The 15,877-nt window shown below is 71.7% G+C and carries 15 protein-coding genes; 5 read left to right on the top strand and 10 right to left on the bottom strand.

What is annotated here, in order from left to right:
* Positions 1–17: 17 nt before the first annotated feature.
* Positions 18–791: an SDR family NAD(P)-dependent oxidoreductase gene (locus ABD733_RS00645; protein WP_344793114.1), complete on the bottom strand. Its 774-nt coding sequence runs from the start codon at positions 789–791 to the stop codon at positions 18–20.
* A 100-nt stretch (positions 792–891) separates the two neighbouring features.
* Here ABD733_RS00645 and ABD733_RS00650 point away from each other — a divergent pair, with 100 nt between their 5' ends.
* Positions 892–1,782: a helix-turn-helix transcriptional regulator gene (locus ABD733_RS00650; protein ID WP_344793115.1), complete on the top strand. Its 891-nt coding sequence runs from the start codon at positions 892–894 to the stop codon at positions 1,780–1,782.
* Positions 1,783–1,795: 13 nt separating this feature from the next.
* Here ABD733_RS00650 and ABD733_RS00655 read toward each other — a convergent pair whose 3' ends face one another.
* Positions 1,796–2,338, bottom strand: a complete 543-nt coding sequence (locus ABD733_RS00655; protein WP_344793116.1) for a YbhB/YbcL family Raf kinase inhibitor-like protein — start codon at positions 2,336–2,338, stop codon at positions 1,796–1,798.
* 208 nt (positions 2,339–2,546) lie between these two features.
* On the opposite strand from ABD733_RS00655, the gene ABD733_RS00660 reads away from it, so the two are divergent.
* Complete coding sequence (locus ABD733_RS00660) at positions 2,547–3,491, top strand: hypothetical protein (RefSeq protein ID WP_344793117.1); 945 nt, start codon at positions 2,547–2,549, stop codon at positions 3,489–3,491.
* A 59-nt stretch (positions 3,492–3,550) separates the two neighbouring features.
* On the opposite strand, the gene manD is transcribed toward ABD733_RS00660, so the two are convergent.
* From manD to ABD733_RS00700, 8 genes are all read right to left on the bottom strand, one after another.
* Positions 3,551–4,789: a D-mannonate dehydratase ManD gene (gene manD / locus ABD733_RS00665; RefSeq protein WP_344793118.1), complete on the bottom strand. Its 1,239-nt coding sequence runs from the start codon at positions 4,787–4,789 to the stop codon at positions 3,551–3,553.
* Positions 4,786–6,258, bottom strand: coding sequence for a mannitol dehydrogenase family protein (locus ABD733_RS00670; RefSeq protein ID WP_344793119.1), 1,473 nt, complete (start codon positions 6,256–6,258; stop codon positions 4,786–4,788). The genes manD and ABD733_RS00670 overlap by 4 nt, the downstream gene beginning before the upstream one ends.
* Before the next feature lie 82 nt (positions 6,259–6,340).
* A complete protein-coding gene (locus ABD733_RS00675; RefSeq protein WP_344793120.1) occupies positions 6,341–7,195 on the bottom strand; it encodes a sugar phosphate isomerase/epimerase family protein in 855 nt (284 codons plus the stop codon).
* The gene (locus ABD733_RS00680; protein WP_344793121.1) at positions 7,192–8,349 is read right to left on the bottom strand and encodes a Gfo/Idh/MocA family protein; all 1,158 of its coding nucleotides are present in this window, start codon (positions 8,347–8,349) and stop codon (positions 7,192–7,194) included. Before ABD733_RS00680 ends, ABD733_RS00675 begins: the two co-directional genes overlap by 4 nt.
* Entirely contained in the window at positions 8,346–9,200 is an 855-nt protein-coding gene (locus ABD733_RS00685; RefSeq protein ID WP_344793122.1) for a sugar phosphate isomerase/epimerase family protein, read from the bottom strand. The genes ABD733_RS00680 and ABD733_RS00685 overlap by 4 nt, the downstream gene beginning before the upstream one ends.
* A complete protein-coding gene (locus tag ABD733_RS00690) occupies positions 9,197–10,078 on the bottom strand; it encodes a carbohydrate ABC transporter permease (RefSeq protein WP_344793123.1) in 882 nt (293 codons plus the stop codon). The genes ABD733_RS00685 and ABD733_RS00690 overlap by 4 nt, the downstream gene beginning before the upstream one ends.
* Positions 10,075–11,082, bottom strand: coding sequence for a carbohydrate ABC transporter permease (locus tag ABD733_RS00695; RefSeq protein ID WP_344793124.1), 1,008 nt, complete (start codon positions 11,080–11,082; stop codon positions 10,075–10,077). Before ABD733_RS00695 ends, ABD733_RS00690 begins: the two co-directional genes overlap by 4 nt.
* A 9-nt stretch (positions 11,083–11,091) precedes the next feature.
* On the bottom strand, positions 11,092–12,444 hold the full coding sequence (locus tag ABD733_RS00700) for an ABC transporter substrate-binding protein (protein ID WP_344793125.1): 1,353 nt from the start codon (positions 12,442–12,444) through the stop codon (positions 11,092–11,094).
* A gap of 113 nt (positions 12,445–12,557) precedes the next feature.
* On the opposite strand from ABD733_RS00700, the gene ABD733_RS00705 reads away from it, so the two are divergent.
* The 3 genes from ABD733_RS00705 (at position 12,558) to ABD733_RS00715 (ending at position 15,770) form a co-directional block, all read left to right on the top strand.
* Positions 12,558–13,589 (top strand): LacI family DNA-binding transcriptional regulator, encoded by a 1,032-nt coding sequence (locus ABD733_RS00705; RefSeq protein WP_344793126.1) that lies wholly within the window; start codon positions 12,558–12,560, stop codon positions 13,587–13,589.
* Entirely contained in the window at positions 13,586–15,004 is a 1,419-nt protein-coding gene (uxaC, locus tag ABD733_RS00710; protein WP_344793127.1) for a glucuronate isomerase, read from the top strand. Before ABD733_RS00705 ends, uxaC begins: the two co-directional genes overlap by 4 nt.
* 112 nt (positions 15,005–15,116) lie before the next feature.
* Positions 15,117–15,770 carry a DUF1345 domain-containing protein gene (locus ABD733_RS00715; protein WP_344793128.1) on the top strand — a complete coding sequence of 218 codons (654 nt, stop codon included), beginning with the start codon at positions 15,117–15,119 and terminating at the stop codon, positions 15,768–15,770.
* Positions 15,771–15,877: the final 107 nt, after the last annotated feature.

The raw sequence follows: 15,877 nt of genomic DNA on the forward strand, positions 1-15,877 counted from the left end.
CGTCGGAGCATAGGCGCTCAGTTCTGACGCGTGGCTGAGATGCCCCCGTCGACGTCGAGCGTGGTCCCGTGGATCGCTCGCGCCCGGTCGGAGACCAGGAAGAGGACGGCGTCGGCGATGTCCTGGGGGAGGACGACGCTGCCGAGCGGCGTTCCGGCCGTCATCTGGTCGAGGACGTCCCGTGCGGCCTCGTTGCCCGGCGTCAGCGTCGCACCCGGCGCGACCGTGTTGACGCGCACGCCGCGCGGCCCGAACTCGGACGCCCAGGTGCGCGTGAGCTGCTCGTCGGCGGCCTTCGTCGCGGAGTAGAGGGCCGCGAAGCCCACGCCGGTGCGCGACATCCACGAGCCGATGCCGACGATCGCGCCCGATCCCCGCTCGGCCATCCTCGGGGCGATCTCGCCGACGATCACGTGCGGGGCGCGGATGTTGACCCGCAGCATCAGGTCGAGGTCCTCGTCGGACAGGTCCGCCGTCGCCGTCGCCGGGTAGACGCCGGCGTTGTTCACGAGGATGTCGGGCGTGCCGCCGAGGGCCGAGGCCGCTTCGGTTGCGAAGGCGCGGAGGGCTGCGGGGTCGGCGTCGAGGTCGGACGCCACGAAGACGGCGCGGCCGCCCGCCGCGGCGATCGCGTCGACCACGGCCTGCCCGCGCTCGGCGTCGCGGCCGGACACGGCGACGGTGGCGCCGGCTCCGGCGAGGGTGAGGGCGATGGCGCGGCCGATGCCGCTGGTGGAGCCGGTGACCAGGGCGGTCCGGCCGGTGAGGGAGAGGTCGTTCGAATTCGTCATGACCCGAGTCGACCAGCGCCCGGTCGATCGGACCAGAGCAGGATCGACCTGGGCACGGCGTGACCAGGCTGACCCGGCCTGGCGCTCCTAGCATGGGGGCATGACGCAGGATCGGCGGGCACTCGGGGCGTTCCTCCGTTCTCGGCGCGACGCGATCAGCCCGGCCAGCGCCGGCATCGAGCCCTTCCCCGGAGCCAGGCGCGTCCCCGGCCTCCGCAAGGAGGAGCTCGCCGTGGCGGCAGGCCTCAGCCCCGACTACTACAGCCGGGTGGAGCAGGGCAGGCAGGCCACCGTCTCCCGGGAGGTCCTCGACGCCCTCGCCCGCGCCCTCCGGCTCGACGACGTGGAGCGCGCGCACCTGCACGACCTGGCCGATCCCGTCGAGAGCCGCGGAGTGCGGCGCGCCGACGGCCACGAGGCCGCGCAGCGGGCCGATCCGGGACTCCTCCGCGTGATGGACGCCCTCGGCCACCTGCCGGTCCTCCTGCTCGGCCGGCGAGGCGACGTCCTGGCGGTCAACCCGCTGGTCGGAGCGGTGCTCGGCACGACGCTCTCTGCCGGGTCGTCGTTCCTCGGCTGGCTGTTCCTCGACCCGGTCGCCCGGGAGCGCATCGTCAACTGGGAGGTCTTCGCACAGGCGTCGGTGGGAGCGCTTCGCCGCGAATCGGGGCGGCATCCGGGCGACGCGCGGCTCCGCAGGCTGGTCGCCGAGGTGAGCGCCGCGGACGACGACGTGGCCCGGTGGTGGGACGACCAGGGGGTCCGGGACTACGCCTCGGTGGCGAAGCGGATCCGGCATCCTGCGCTCGGCGACCTGGAGTTCGGCATCGAGATCGTCACCGGACCCGCCGACCCCGAGCAGCGGCTGGTGGTCTACACGGTCGAGGCCGGCTCGGAGACGGCGCGGACGCTGCCGATCCTGGCCAGCTGGGAGGCCGACGGACAGCCGGCCCCCGTCCTCGGTGGACGGGAGCCGGCTGGTCCTGCGTGATGCGGTCTGGTCGTCAGTCGACCTGGTAGACCGGCGTGATGACGGCGCGAGCCAGGGTGTGGCCGAACATGTTGAACCCGAGGAACGCAGGCGACGCCGACGCGTCGACGTCGAGGTGGTCGACGTCGAGCGCGTGGACGCCGATGAAGTAGTGGTGCGTGCCGTGGCCCGAGGGCGGGGCCGCGCCGAGGTAGTGGGCGAGGCCGCCGTCGTTCTTCAGCTGCACGGCGCCGTCGGGGAGCCCTGAGCCCTCGGCGTCGCCCGCTCCGGAGTCGAGCGAGGTGACCGACGCGGGGATGTTTGCCACGGCCCAGTGCCAGAAGCCGGCGCCGGTCGGGGCGTCGGGGTCGTAAACGGTGACGACGAAGCTCTTCGTCCCCTCGGGGAAGCCCGACCACGACAGCTGGGGGCTGACATCCTCCCCTCCGGCGCCGAAGATGCCGCTGACGTGCGGCTGGGCGAGCGTCTGACCGTCGGCGACGTCGGTCGAGGTCAGTTCGAACGACGGCACCTCCTGGATCTCGTCGTAGGGGGAGCGGGGCGTGGACGTGGACATCTGGTCTCCTTCGGTGATGCGTGCCCTCAGCCAACACCAGGTTGCTCGGAGCTCTCTTGCAGGCCGCGCCGAGATCGCAGAAGACGTCGTCTGCCGGGGGCCAGAAGCGACACCTGCTGCGATCTCGCCACTCGGGCGCTGTGGACAGAGAGTGCACGGTTGTGGAGAGGAGCTCCGGCGTGCCGGTGAGAGTCCGCAGGATGCTCGTATGAAGCCAGCAGCTCTTCCTCCCGACCTCGCAGCGCGCCCCTTCCTCGTGCGCGAGGCGCTCCCGCTGACAGGGAGCGAGCGGCTCAGACGCCTGGATCTCTGCGCGCCCACCCGCGGCGTCCGAGCGCCGCCTGACACGGCGCTCACACCCGCGATCCTCCGCCTGGTCCTCGGCCCGTCGCAGTTCATCAGTCATACGACGGCGGCGCGCCTCCACGGGCTGCCCGTCCCGACGCGCGAGCAGGAGACCCTGCACGTGAGCACCGTGGGCGACGGCTCGGTCATGCGTCGCGCGGGCGTCACGGGTCACCGGATCGCGCAGGATCTCGCCCAGGTCGACTCGGCCGGGCCCGTCCGCGCCTCGACGCCGGCGGCCTGCTGGGCCGAGAGCGCGACTCTCCTCGCCCTCGACGACCTGATCGTCCTGGGCGACGCCGTCATCGCTCGGAACCGTCCTGGTTCGGTCGCCGACCTCGCCGCGCTGGTCCGGCTGCGGGCAGGACGCCGACGGGCCGGAGTCCTCCGGGAAGCGCTCCGTCTCATCCGGGAGGGATCGGAGTCGCCGCAGGAGACGCGTCTCCGTCTCCTGATCGTCCGAGCGGGTCATCCGGAGCCGGCGCTGAACGTGCCGGTGCTCGACTCACGCGGCCGCAGCATCGGTCGTCCTGACCTCAGCTACCCCGAGCTGCGCATCGGCATCGAGTACGAGGGCGACCACCATCGCACCGACGTCGGCACCTGGCGCTCCGACATCCGTCGTCGCGAGCGCTTCGCCGCCGAGGGATGGCGCACCCTCCGAGTGGTGGCGGACGATCTGACCGTCCACGCGCAGTCGTTCCTCACTCGTCTCGAGCGTGCGCGTTCCGTCGCTGCTGCCGAGCGCGGCGCGACTTCGCGAGATCGCACTCGCCGTCGCGTCGGAGCGCCCGGAGGCGACGACTAGTGCGATCTCGGCGCCCCGCGCGCGGCGCGAGCGCGCGGAGGCGCAGGCGCGCACGCGAGCTACCAGTCGTGCACAGTCCCGTCGGCGAGGCGGTTGTACGGCAGGTACGCCTTCTCGTAGGGGTACCAGCCGGCCTCGTCGACGTCGAGGGTCACGCCGATGCCCGGCTCGTCGCCGGGGTGCAGCATGCCGTCCTCGAACGTGAAGGTCTGCTGGAACACGCGGTCGGTCGCCGCCCCGTGCTTCATGTACTCCTGGATCCCGAAGTTGTGGATCGACAGCCCGAGGTGCATCGCGGCGGCCATCCCGACCGGCGAGATGTCGGTCGGTCCGTGCATGCCCGACTTGATCTGGTACTGCGCCGCGTACTCCAGGACCCGCTTCAGGTGCGTGATCCCGCCGGTGTGCGTGACCGCGCTCCGGACGTAGTCGATCAGCTGCTCGCGGATGATCAGCTGGTAGTCCCATACCGTGTTGAAGATCTCGCCGATGGCCAGCGGCGTCGTGGTGTGCTGCCGGACGAGGCGCAGCGCCTCCGGGTTCTCCGCGGGCGTGACGTCCTCCAGCCAGAAGAGGTCGTACGGCTCGAGCGACTTGCCGAGGGTGGCGGCCTGGATCGGCGTCATCCGGTGGTGGCCGTCGTGCAGCAGCGGGATCTCGGGGCCGAACTCGTTCCGCACCGCCTCGAAGACGGTGGGCACGTGGCGGAGGTAGGAGCGGGTGTCCCAGTCCTCCTCGTTCGGCAGGGCTCCGCGCTGGGCGGGCTCGTGGTCGTAGCGCACGCCCTTGTTCGCCTCGAAGGTCGCGTTCGACGCGATGCCGTAGATCGACTTGAGGCCCGGCACGCCGGTCTGCACCCGGATCGCCTTGTAGCCCTGCTCCTGGTGGGAGCGGATCGAGTCGAACAGCTCGGGCAGGTCTTTGCCCGACGCGTGCCCGTAGGTGAGGAGCCCCGTCCGAGACGCTCCGCCGAGCAGCTGGTAGAGCGGCATGCCGGCGGCCTTGGCCTTGATGTCCCAGAGCGCGACGTCGACCGCGGCGATGGCCGCCATCGTCACCGGACCGCGCCGCCAGTACGCCGACCGGTACAGGAACTGCCACATGTCCTCGATGCGGTGGGCGTCCTTGCCGATGAGGAGGGGGACCACGTGCTCGGTGAGGTAGGCGACGACGGCGAGCTCCCGCCCGTTGAGGGTCGCGTCGCCGAGCCCGGTGAGCCCGTCGTCGGTGGTGAGCTTGAGGGTGACGAAGTTGCGGTCGGGGCTGGTGACGACCACTTCGGCCTTGTCGATGATCATGCGGGGACTCCGGTGTCGAGGGGGGAGGAGGCGGATGGAGAAGAGGTGGCAGGGTCGGCGGGCGACAGGCGCAGGATCCGCGCCCGCGCCTCCTCGACCGCGGTGACGAGGCGGTCGTCGCCTGCGAGGTCGGGTGCGACGAGCCGCAGGATGTCGCGGGCACCGAGATCGGCGGAGAAGTCGCCCGAGCGCGGGTCGGCCACGAGCGACGGGTCGCCGGTGACGTGCAGCCACCAGGCGGCGAGCAGCGTGGCTGCGCCCGGGCCGATGCCCGATCCTGCGACACCGCCTGCGCCTGCACGAGCGCCGTCGGCCCGCGCGAGCCGCCGCCGCAGCGGATCCACGACCCGGATCGGCAGCTTCACCGACCCGTCCGAGGCGATCTGCTGCAGGCGGTGCCGGATCCGCGGGTTGCCGAAGCGCTCGCCGAGAGCCGCCCGCGCGGCAGCGATCTCGTCGGCCGGGAGCGGCAGCTCGGCGGCGGCCTCGTCCCAGAGCTGCTCGAGAGGCTCGACGCAGCGGGGATCGCCGACGGCCTCGTCGACCGTCTGGTGCCCGAGGTGCAGACCGAGGTACGCGAGCAGCGAGTGTCCTGCGTTCAGCAGCCAGAGCTTCCGCTGCTCGTACGGCTCGAGGTCGTCGACGAAGCGGGCGCCCGCGGTCTCCCAGGCGGGGCGCCCGGCGGGGAAGCGTCCCGACAGCACCCACTCCGCGAACGGCTCGGCGACGACGACGGCCGGGTCGTCGAGGCCGGTGAGCGCGAGGGCGTCGGCACGGTCGCCGTCGGTGGTGGCGGGCGTGATCCTGTCGACCATGGACGCGACGAACGAGACCTCGCGCAAAATCCACGCGCCGAGGCCCGCATCGACCTCGTCGGCGAGCGAGAGCACCATGTCACGCGTCATCCTGCCGTTGTCGGTCAGGTTGTCGCAGCACACCACCGCGACGGGGCCCGATCCTCGGTCGCGGCGCGCCCGGAGCCCGTCGACCAGACGCCCGGGCGCGGTCGTGCAGGCCTCGGGTGCTCCGCGCCGGAGCAGCTCGGCGTCGGCCGCGACGTCGGGGTCGTCGAGGTCGATGCGTCCGTCGGGGGCGCGGTGGTAGGCGGCCTCCGTGACGGTGAGCGTGACGACGGCGGTCTGAGGGTCGGCCAGGGCGGCTCGCCAGCGAGGGGCGTCGGCGCCGTCGTGCGCTTCGACGATCGCGTCGACGAGCTCGGCGGTGGCGCCGTCGGCGGCGCGGGTGAGGAGCGTGTAGACGGCGTCCTGCCGGGACAGCAGGTCGGCCTGGTCGGGGCGCCGGCCGGTGAAGGCGACGATGCCCCACGGGGCAGACCCGGAGGCAGACCCGGAGCTGGACCCGGAGCCGCCCGACCCTTCGGCGACGTGCTGAGTGAACCACGCCTGGTGCGACCGGTGGAACGCGCCGAGCCCGAGGTGCACGATCCTGCGCTCCCGAGCGTCGCGCACCGCGCGCTGCTCAGCAGACAGGGCCCCGAGGCCGACCGGGCGCGAAGCCCCGCCCGCAACCCGGCCCGAGCCCGCCTCCGCCTCAGACATGCGCCCCGACGAGCGCCCGCAGGTAGGCGAGGTCGTCGCGGAGGCGCTCCTCGAGCGGCAGGTCGGTGGAGAAGTCCTCGATGGTCACCCATCCGTCGTACCCGTGATCGCGGAGGTCGGTGAGGTAGCGCCCCACATCGGCCTGCCCGTCGCGCAGCGGCGCCCACTCGTGCCGCCAGGTCAGCGACCCGTCGGCGGATCGCTCGCCGTCGGCGACCCAGCGCGCGTTCTTGACGTGCACGTGCGCGAGGTACTCGCCGAGCAGCTCGAACGAGGCCCGGTGGTTCTCCCGCCCCTCGATGACGAGGTTGCCGAGGTCGTGGATGACGCCGACGTGCCGGGGGTCGAGTCCTTCGAGGAGCCGCCGGGCCGCCGAGGCCGACGGGGTGATCGTCTCGTGGTGCAGCTCGACGAGTGCCTTGACGCCGTGCTCCCCGGCGCGCGACACGACCCACTCGAGGTCGGTGCGCGTGCGGGCGAAGACCTCCGGGTAGGGGACGCCCGTGTCCGTCCGCGGCATGGTGACCCGCACCTGACCCGCACCGAGCGCGGCGGTCGCGGCGAGCACACGGTCGACGTCGTCGTGCAGCCACGCGCCCGCGTAGCCGCCGAGCCCAGAGAACCCGAGCCCGGCCTCCTGGGTGATCCTGCGGATCTCGGGCACCGCCTCTTCGAGCCCGGTGAGCGGCCAGGTCGCCCGGTTGCCGGACCAGAAGCCGGGCGTCTCCGACTCCTGCTGGTCGACGACGCGCCACTCGACGCCGTCCCAGCCCTGCTCGGCGAGCTTCCTCGCGACGACGTCGGGCGTCCAGTCGGGGGTCGACGCCGTGAAGACGGAGAACCTCACGAGCGCACCCCCACGGTCACGTCCTGGTCGTCGAGCACGCCGGTCAGCACGTCGTCGACGGCGACCGGCCGCCCGAGCGTCGCCGAGACGTAGATCGCCTTGACGGTCGCCAGAGACAGCAGCGCGTCGTCGACCGTGACGCCGGGCGCCTCGCCCGTCCGGATCGCCCGCAGGATGTCGTCGTACTGCCGCGCGTGCCCGCGGAGGAAGTGCTGCTCCTCGGGCGGCCCGCCCACGAGCTGGTCGGCCTCGACGAGACCCTCCGCCTGGTTCGCCGTGTCGAGCGCTTCCTGGAGGCCGGTCCCGGCACCCGGGGCCGCCACGTGGAAGTACTCCAGCCGGTCGTCGGTGACGACACCCGAGCCCGCGTCGCCGTGCACCTGGATGCGGGTGGTCAGCCCCGGGTACGCGGCCGTCGTCGCGTGGACGACCGCGAGAGCACCCGACTCGAACCGGACGGTCGCGACCGCGACGTCCTCCACCTCGATTCGCTCGTGCGCGAGGAGCCCGGTCTGGGCACTCACCTCGACGGGTCGCCCCAGCATCCACACCAGCAGGTCGACCGTGTGCACGCCCTGGTTCATCACGGCGCCGCCGCCGTCGAGCGCCCAGGTGCCGCGCCAGTCACCGGAGTCGTAGTAGCCCTGGCTCCGCCACCACGCGACCGAGGCGAGGCCCGACGAGACGCGGCCGAAACGGCCGTCGTGCGCCGCCTGGGCCACGACCCGGTTCGCAGGATCGAAACGGTGCTGGCTGATCACCGTGACGCAGAGTCCCTGCGCCCGCGCGTCGGACGCGAGGTCGGCGATCCTGCGCGCACTGGCGATGCTGACGTCGAGCGGCTTCTCGATGACGACGTGCCGGCCCCGCGCGAGAGCGGTCTCGGCGAGCTCGACGTGCAGCCCGCTGGGGGAGCAGACCACGACGACGTCGACGTCGGCCTGATCGAGCGCCTTGTCGAGGGTCTCCGAGACGACGGGGCGCTCGCCGGTGGAGGCGGCGACCTCGTCGGCCAGGGCGGTGGCCGCGGGCAGGACGGCGTCGACGGCGGCGGTGACCCGGAAGCCGGGGTGGCCGACGAGCACGCGGGCGTGGTGGCGTCCGATGACGCCGCAGCCGACGACGGCTGCTGTGAGGGGGGAGGCGGTGGTCATGAGAGCTGGACTCCGATCCGGTCGGTGAGGGTTCTGAGGGCGCGGGCGGCGCGCCCGAATTCGCTGGGTCCCGAGAAGCCGCCGAGCGCGTTCGTGTCGGCGAGGTGCGGCTCGAGCGAGGCGAAGCCGTCGTAGCCGGTGTCGCGGAGGGCGGTGACGGTCTCGAGGAGCTCCCCGTCGCCCGATCCTGCGGGCACCACCTCGCCGGTCGATGCGACGGCGTCCTTGACCTGCAGGTACTCGACGTGCTCGTGGAGCAGCGGCCAGGCCTCGGTGAACGGCCGGACCCCGCACTGCACGAAGTTGGCGTTGTCCCAGGCGAGGCGGAGTGCCGGCGAGCCGACCGCCTCCACGAGGTCGAGCACCCGCCTCGGGATGTCGCCGAAGATCTCCTTCTCGTTCTCGTGCAGCAGGATCACGCCCTCCCTCTCGGCGACGTCGGCCAGGGCGCGCATCCGCACCAGCACGTCGTCGCGGATGTCGTCGGGGTCCTGCCCCTCGGCCGGATAGAACGAGAACAGCCGGATGTACCGCGCCTCCAGCGCGTGAGCGGCCCGGATCGCGCGGCCGAGGCGCTCGACCTCGTGCTCGACCGGGAGCGCCACGGGCACCTTGCCGATCGGCGAGGCGATGGCCGAGACGCCGGTGGAGCGCCGGTCGAGGACGCCCTTCAGAGCGGCCAGCCGGTCGTCCGTCAGGTCGACGATGTTGGTGCCCCAGGCGGCGCGCACCTCGATGTGGCGGGCGCCGAGCGCGTTCAGGACGGCCGCCTGCACGTCGGGGTCGTCGTCGATCTCGTCGCCGAACCCCGAGAGGGTCCAGGTGAGCGGGGGACTGCTGGGCTTCGTCATTTGACGCCTCCTGCTGTGAGGCCACCGACGAGGTAGCGCTGGAAGATGAGGTAGAGGACCACGACGGGCAGCGCGCAGACGAGCGCGGCGGCCATCATCTGCCCGTAGACGGGGAGCGCGCCGCCCTCCTGCGTCGCCCCGAAGACCTGCAGGGCGACCGCGGCTGTCCGGCTGTCCGGGTTGGTCATGATCGAGGCGAAGAGCACGTCGTTCCAGCCGAGGAGGAACGCGAAGATCCCCGAGACGACGATGCCGGGCCACGACAGCGGGACGACGATGCGGGTGAGGATCCGCCACGACGAGGCGCCGTCGATCCTGGCGGCCTCCTCGAGCTCGCGGGGCAGGCCGCGGAGGTAGGTCACCATCACCCAGGTCGAGAACGGGAGCGCGAAGGTGAGGTAGGTGATGAACAGGCCCCACCTCGTGCCGATGATCTGCACGCCCGTGTACGTGGCGGCGCTCGAGAACAGGACGAACACCGGCAGCAGGAGCAGCGTGCCGGGGATCGACTGCAGGGCGAGCAGGCCGCGCAGGAACGTGAGACGGCCGCGGAAGCGGTAGCGGACGAGCACGTAGGCGGTCGCGACGGCCAGGAACGCGCAGACGAGGGCGACCGACCCTGCGACCAGGACGCTGTTGGCGAGGCCGGTGCCGAGGGCGACGGTCGTCCAGATCCGCGAGTAGTTCGCCAGCGTGAACTCGGTCGGCAGGAACGCGCCGTTGGCCACGGCGATGTCGGAGTTGACCGAGGCGAACAGGATGTAGACGACCGGGACCAGGACGAAGACCATCAGCACGGCCAGGATCACGATCAGCAGCGGCCGGGGGAGGAGCCTCGTGACGTCGGCCCCGCGCCCCTTCGGCGTGATGACGGTCATCGGGCGACTCCCGTCTCGCGGACGCCGCGGACGACCCGGTCTTCACCGGAGTCGAGACGCACGGCCTTCAGGTAGATGAACAGCGGGATCGCGACGATCACCAGCGAGCAGATCGCCATCGCGGCGCTCAGCCCGAAGCGGAAGCTCTGGAAGCTGGCGATGTAGGTCAGCACCGGCATCACCTGCACCGCGTCGGGCGTCGGGATGCCGAACAGCACGAACGGCAGGGTGAAGTTGTTGATGTTGTGCAGGATCGCGATGATCACGGCCAGCGAGATCGGCCCGCGCAGGTAGGGGAAGATCACGTACCGGAGCTTCGCCCACCAGAGCGCGCCGTCGAGGGCGGCGGCCTCGTGGACCTCCGTGTCGACGCTCTGCAGGCCCGACAGCGCCAGCAGGTAGATGAACGGCCACGACGACCAGATCGCCACGAACACCAGCGCCCAGTAGCTCTTCGGCCCGTTCAGCCAGAGCCCGCCATCGATCCCGAAGAACGACAGGAAGTGGTTGCCGATGCCCGAGGGCTGCAGGATCGTCCGCCACACGGTCGCGACGACGAACGCCGGGAGCACGTAGGGGATCAGGAAGATCGAGCGGACGACGGCCCGCCCCCGGAACGCGTTCTGCGTCGCGAGCGCGGCGACGACGCCGATCGGCAGGGTCACCGCCGTCACGATGAGGGCGAAGCTCGCGCTGATCCCGATGGAGCGGAGCAGCGGCGACTGGGTGAGCGCCTCGACGAAGTTGCCGAGCCCGACGAACGGCGCCTGCAGCCACGACCGCAGCGTGTACTGGTCGAGGTCGAGGAGCGAGATCACGACGCCGAGGATCAGCGGGACGACGATCACGATCGCCATCAGGATCCCGCCCGGGAGCAGCATCCACAGCGGGCGTCCGCGGGTGTCGAGGCTGCGGCGCCTCGCGGGCCTCGGCGTGCGGCCCGGGGCGGGGGCGGTGCCTCCCGCCCGGGCGACCGGGCGCTCGGTGGTCGACGGTGTCGTCACGGCCGTCGCCTACTTCGCCCGGGAGAGAGCGGACGAGGCCGCCTTCTGCGCGGTCGCGAGCCGCTTGTCGATCTCGGACGACGAGATCGAGCCGGACTTGAGCGACGGGATGCTCTGCACCGTGATGTCGGTGATGGCGAGCTGCACGTCGCCCCAGGCCCCGGAGAACGGGGTCGCGACCGACTTCTTCGCGGCCTCGACGATCGGCTGGAGCGACGAGTCGTCCTTCTCGAGGGCCGTCGCCGCTGCCGCGTTGGTCGGCAGCTGACCGAAGGTCGTGTAGAAGTCCTCCTGCTCCTGCTGGCCGGTGACCTGCTTGATGTAGGCGAAGGCGAGGTCCTGGTTCTTCGAGTAGTTCGCAACGACGAGGTTGTCGCCGGAGAGGATCGACGCGGCGTCCTTCCCGTCGCTCGGCCTCGAGGTCTCGCCCGGCGGCACGGTCGGCATGAGGGCGTAGGCGTACTTGCCCGCGACCGGCGACTTGTCGAGCGTGTTCTTCGAGGTCGCGGTCGTCATCGGGAAGTAGGCGGCCTTGCCGGCGGCGAAGGCGGCGAGCGCCTGCGCGTTGTTCCACCCGACGGCCGCAGGATCGACGACGCCGTCGGTCGTCACCCAGCCGAAGTACGCCTTGTACGCGGCCTTCATCTCGGGGCTGTCGATGTCCGCCTTCTTGCCGTCGACCAGCGGGTTGCCGGCCTGGTTCGACATCGCCCAGACGAACTTCCAGACGTCGAAGCCGTCGGCGTAGCCGGTCGAGACGCCGTAGACGCCGTTCTTGGTGAGGGTCTTCGCCTGCTGGGCGAACTCGTCCCAGGAGGTCGCCGGCTTCGTGATCCCGGCCGCCTTCAGCAGATCCTCGTTGTAGGCCATCACGAAGGGGCGGCTCGCGAACGGGACGCCGATCTCGTCGCTCTTCGAGGGGCCCGAGATGCCGAGGCTCGCCGGGACGAACCGGTCGCGCCCGCCCACCTGGCCCCACTGCTTGTCGCCGAGCTTCACGAACGCGCCGGTCGAGTAGGCCGTCGGCGTGAAGGTGGTGCCGATCGAGTAGACGTCGGGGCCCTGCCCGGAGACGACCGAGGTCTGGATCCGGGTGAGCTCCTCGTTGGCCGAGGCGTAGGTGTCGTACTTCAAGGTGGCACCGGTGCTCTTCTTGAAGGCCGCTGCCTGATCCTGCTGCCACTGCTTCTGCTCGGTGGGGTAGAGGGTGTCGACGCCGGTCAGGACGTTGAGCGTCTTGCCGGATCCGTCGATCTTCCCGTCGGCGCCGGTGGTGGAACCACCCGACGCGGAACAGCCCGTGAGCACGAGTGCCACGGCGGCGAGGCCTGCGACGGCCCCTGCCAGAGTGCGCTTCTTCATCTGTTTCCTCCTCGAAACGGTGAACTGGCACGAGACTAGGAGCGTGGCAAATTAGCGGCAATTATTTGCCGCTAATTTGCCAAACCCGTAATTTCGTGCCGGAGGAGGGACCGATGACCGACACCGCCCCGCGTCGCAAGGCCGCGACGATCACCGATGTGGCAGCCCTCAGCGGCGTCGCCCCGTCGACCGTGTCGAGGGCTCTGACGACGCCCGACCGCGTGAACGCCCTCACCCGGGCCCGCATCGAGAAGGCCGCCGAGGAGATCGGCTACGTGTCGCCGCGCGGCGCGTCGTCCGGGCCGGGCACCCGGACGAGAGCGGTCGCCGTCCTCGTCGCCGACATCACGAACCCCTTCTTCTTCGGCATCATCCGGGGCGCGCAGCAGCAGCTGAAGGCCGCGGGCTACCGGCAGATCCTCGTCGACACCGAGGAGTCGGGCGAGCTCGAGGCGGCGACCCTCGACTCGCTCGGCGCCAGCGCCGTCGGGGCCGTCGTCACCGCCTCCCGGCTCCCCGACGCCGACCTGGCCATGTACGCCAGGAACACCCCGCTCGTCGCGATCAACCGTCGGCCCGAGGGCGTCGCGAACGTCCTGATCGACACCCCGGGCGGTGTGCAGCAGGCCCTCGAGCACCTCCACTCACTCGGGCACCGCGACGTGGTCTACGTCTCCGGCCCGGTGTCGTCCTGGTCGAACGAGCGCCGCTGGAAGTCGCTCGAGCGCGCCGCCGACCGCCTCGGGGTGGCCCTCCGCAGGATCGGCCCGTTCGCCCCGACCACCGCGGCCGGCGTCGTCGCCGCCGACGTGGCCGTCACCACCGACGCGACCGCGTTCATCGTCTTCAACGACCTCATCGCCATCGGCATGCTCGCCCGCCTCCGGGAGCGCGGCGTCGATGTTCCCGGCGACCTCAGCATCGTCGGCTGCGACGACATCTTCGGCGCCGACTTCTGCAACCCGCCGCTCACCACGCTGCACGCCCCCATCGAGCGCGCCGGCCGCGTGGCCGTGTCGATGCTCCTGGCCAGGATCGAGGCGGGGTCGCCGGATGCCGCCCAGCGCCAGTCGGTGCTCCTCCCGACCACCCTCACGGTCCGGTCGACGACCGGACCGGTCCCCGAACGAAAGGCCCGACGATGACGTCCCTCTCCCCGCACCCCGACCGCCTCCTGCCCGCCGATCCGGCGACGCGCGACATCGCCCGCTCCCTGTACGAGAGCGTGCGGGAGGCGCCGATCCTGTCGCCGCACGGGCACGTCGACGCCGGTCTGCTCGTGGACGACCGGCCGTTCGGCGATCCTGCGGCCCTCCTGATCACCCCCGACCACTACGTGCTGCGGCTCCTGCACGCCTCGGGCGTCCCGCTCGAGCAGCTCGGCGTCGTGCCGCGCGACGGGCGTGGCGGCGTCGCGGACGGCCGCGAGATCTGGCGGGCGCTCGCGACCCACTGGGACGTCTTCCTCGGCACCCCCGTCCGCTACTGGTTCGAGACCGAGCTCCACGACGTCTTCGGGCTCACCGAGCAGCCGTCGCCCGCCAACGCCGACGAGCAGTACGACCACCTCGCCGAGGCGCTGGCTTCCGAGGCGATGAGGCCCCGCGCGCTGTTCGAGCGGTTCCGCATCGAGGTGCTCGCGACGACCGACGACCCCGCGTCCGACCTGAGAGCCCACGCGGCGCTCCGCGACGACCCCGCGTTCGCCGGCCGGGTGCTGCCGACCTTCCGCGCCGACAGCTACTTCGACCCCGCGAGGCCCGAGTGGCGCGACTCGCTGGCGCGGCTCGCCGAGGTGTCGGGCATCGACACGACGACGCACGCGGGGCTCCTCGAGGCCCTCCGAGCCCGCCGGGAGCACTTCGTCCGCCACGGCGCGACGGCGTCCGACACCGGAGTCCCCGATGCAGGATCGGAGCCGCTCGAGAGGGCGGACGCCGAGCGCATCCACGCGGCGGCCCTCCGCGGCCCGGTGTCGGGCGCCGACGCGGCCGCGTACCGGCACACCATGCTGTTCGAGAGCGCGGCGATGGCGGCGGACGACGGCCTCGTCATGCAGCTGCACCCGGGCATCCTGCGGAACCACCACCGGCCGACCCTCGAGCGCTTCGGACCCGACACCGGGCACGACCTGCCGCTGACGGGCTCGACGTACACGGAGCCGCTCCGGCCGATCCTCGAGCGCTTCGGCACGCACCCGCGGTTCCGGCTGGTGCTCTTCACCGTCGACGAGACCGCGTTCACCCGCGAGATCGCCCCTCTGGCCGGCTTCTACCCGTCGGTGTACGCCGGAGCCCCGTGGTGGTTCATCGACACCCCGGCCGCGATCCGCCGCTACCGGGAGGCCGTCACCGACTCCGTCGGCTTCACGAAGACCTCGGGGTTCATCGACGACACCCGGGCGTTCTGCTCGATCCCGGCGAGGCACGACATGTCGAGGCGGGTCGACGCCGGCTACCTCGCGTCGCTCGTCGTCACGCACCAGCTCTCGGAGGAGGACGCGCACCGGACCGCCCGCGACCTCGTCGACCGGATCCCGAGGCAGACCTTCCGCCTCTAGCAGGCCGCTGCGGGTGCCTGACACGGGGCTCCCTCTCCTCGAACCCGCCGATTCGCGCCCACAGAGCGTGTCGCGGCGCCCGAGTCGGCCTCCCGCCAGCCACGATCAGGGCATGCAGCCCCTCAGCGTCGACGCCACGAGAGGCGCCTCCACGACCCGCGTCGTCGTCATGTTCGCGGTCGGGATCGTGGTCGGCGTCGCCGCCGCGCTCCTCGGCCTCGCGGGGAGCTCGCTCGTCATCGGCTGGATCGCCGCGTGCCTCGTCTACCTGATCTGGGTGTACGCCATCGTGTTCCGCTTCGACGGCGAGCAGGCGAGGCAGCACGCCCGCGCAGAAGACCCCGACCGCAGCGTGTCGCAGATCCTGCTCGTCCTCGCCTGCGTCGGAAGCCTCGGCATCGTCGGCTTCACCGTGATCGAGGCCGGTCACGCCTCAGGGGCGAGGGCCGACGCGCTGGCGATCCTGGCCGTGGTGAGCGTCGTGCTGTCGTGGTTCTTGATCCACACCCTCTTCATGCTGCGCTACGCGGTGCAGTACTACGCCGGCGAGGAGGGCGGGATCGACTTCAACCAGCCCGAGCCGCCCGACTACCGCGACTTCGCCTATCTCGCGTTCGACCTCGGCATGACCTATCAGGTGAGCGACACGACGATCTCGAACCGGACCATCCGGCACCTCGTGACGCGGCACTGCCTGCTGTCGTACCTGTTCGGCACGGTGATCCTGGCGACGCTGATCAACCTCGTGGCCGGGCTCGGCAGCTGACGTCGGCCGCGCGGCCGCGATCCTGCGCCCCTCGCCTCGTCTGGGGAAGCGCGTGAACGTTCACGCCGGGTGTACCGTTCACCCCGGCGACGCACCGACGCGCGCCA

Source organism: Frondihabitans peucedani (assembly GCF_039537585.1).
Taxonomy (GTDB): Bacteria; Actinomycetota; Actinomycetes; order Actinomycetales; family Microbacteriaceae; genus Frondihabitans; species Frondihabitans peucedani.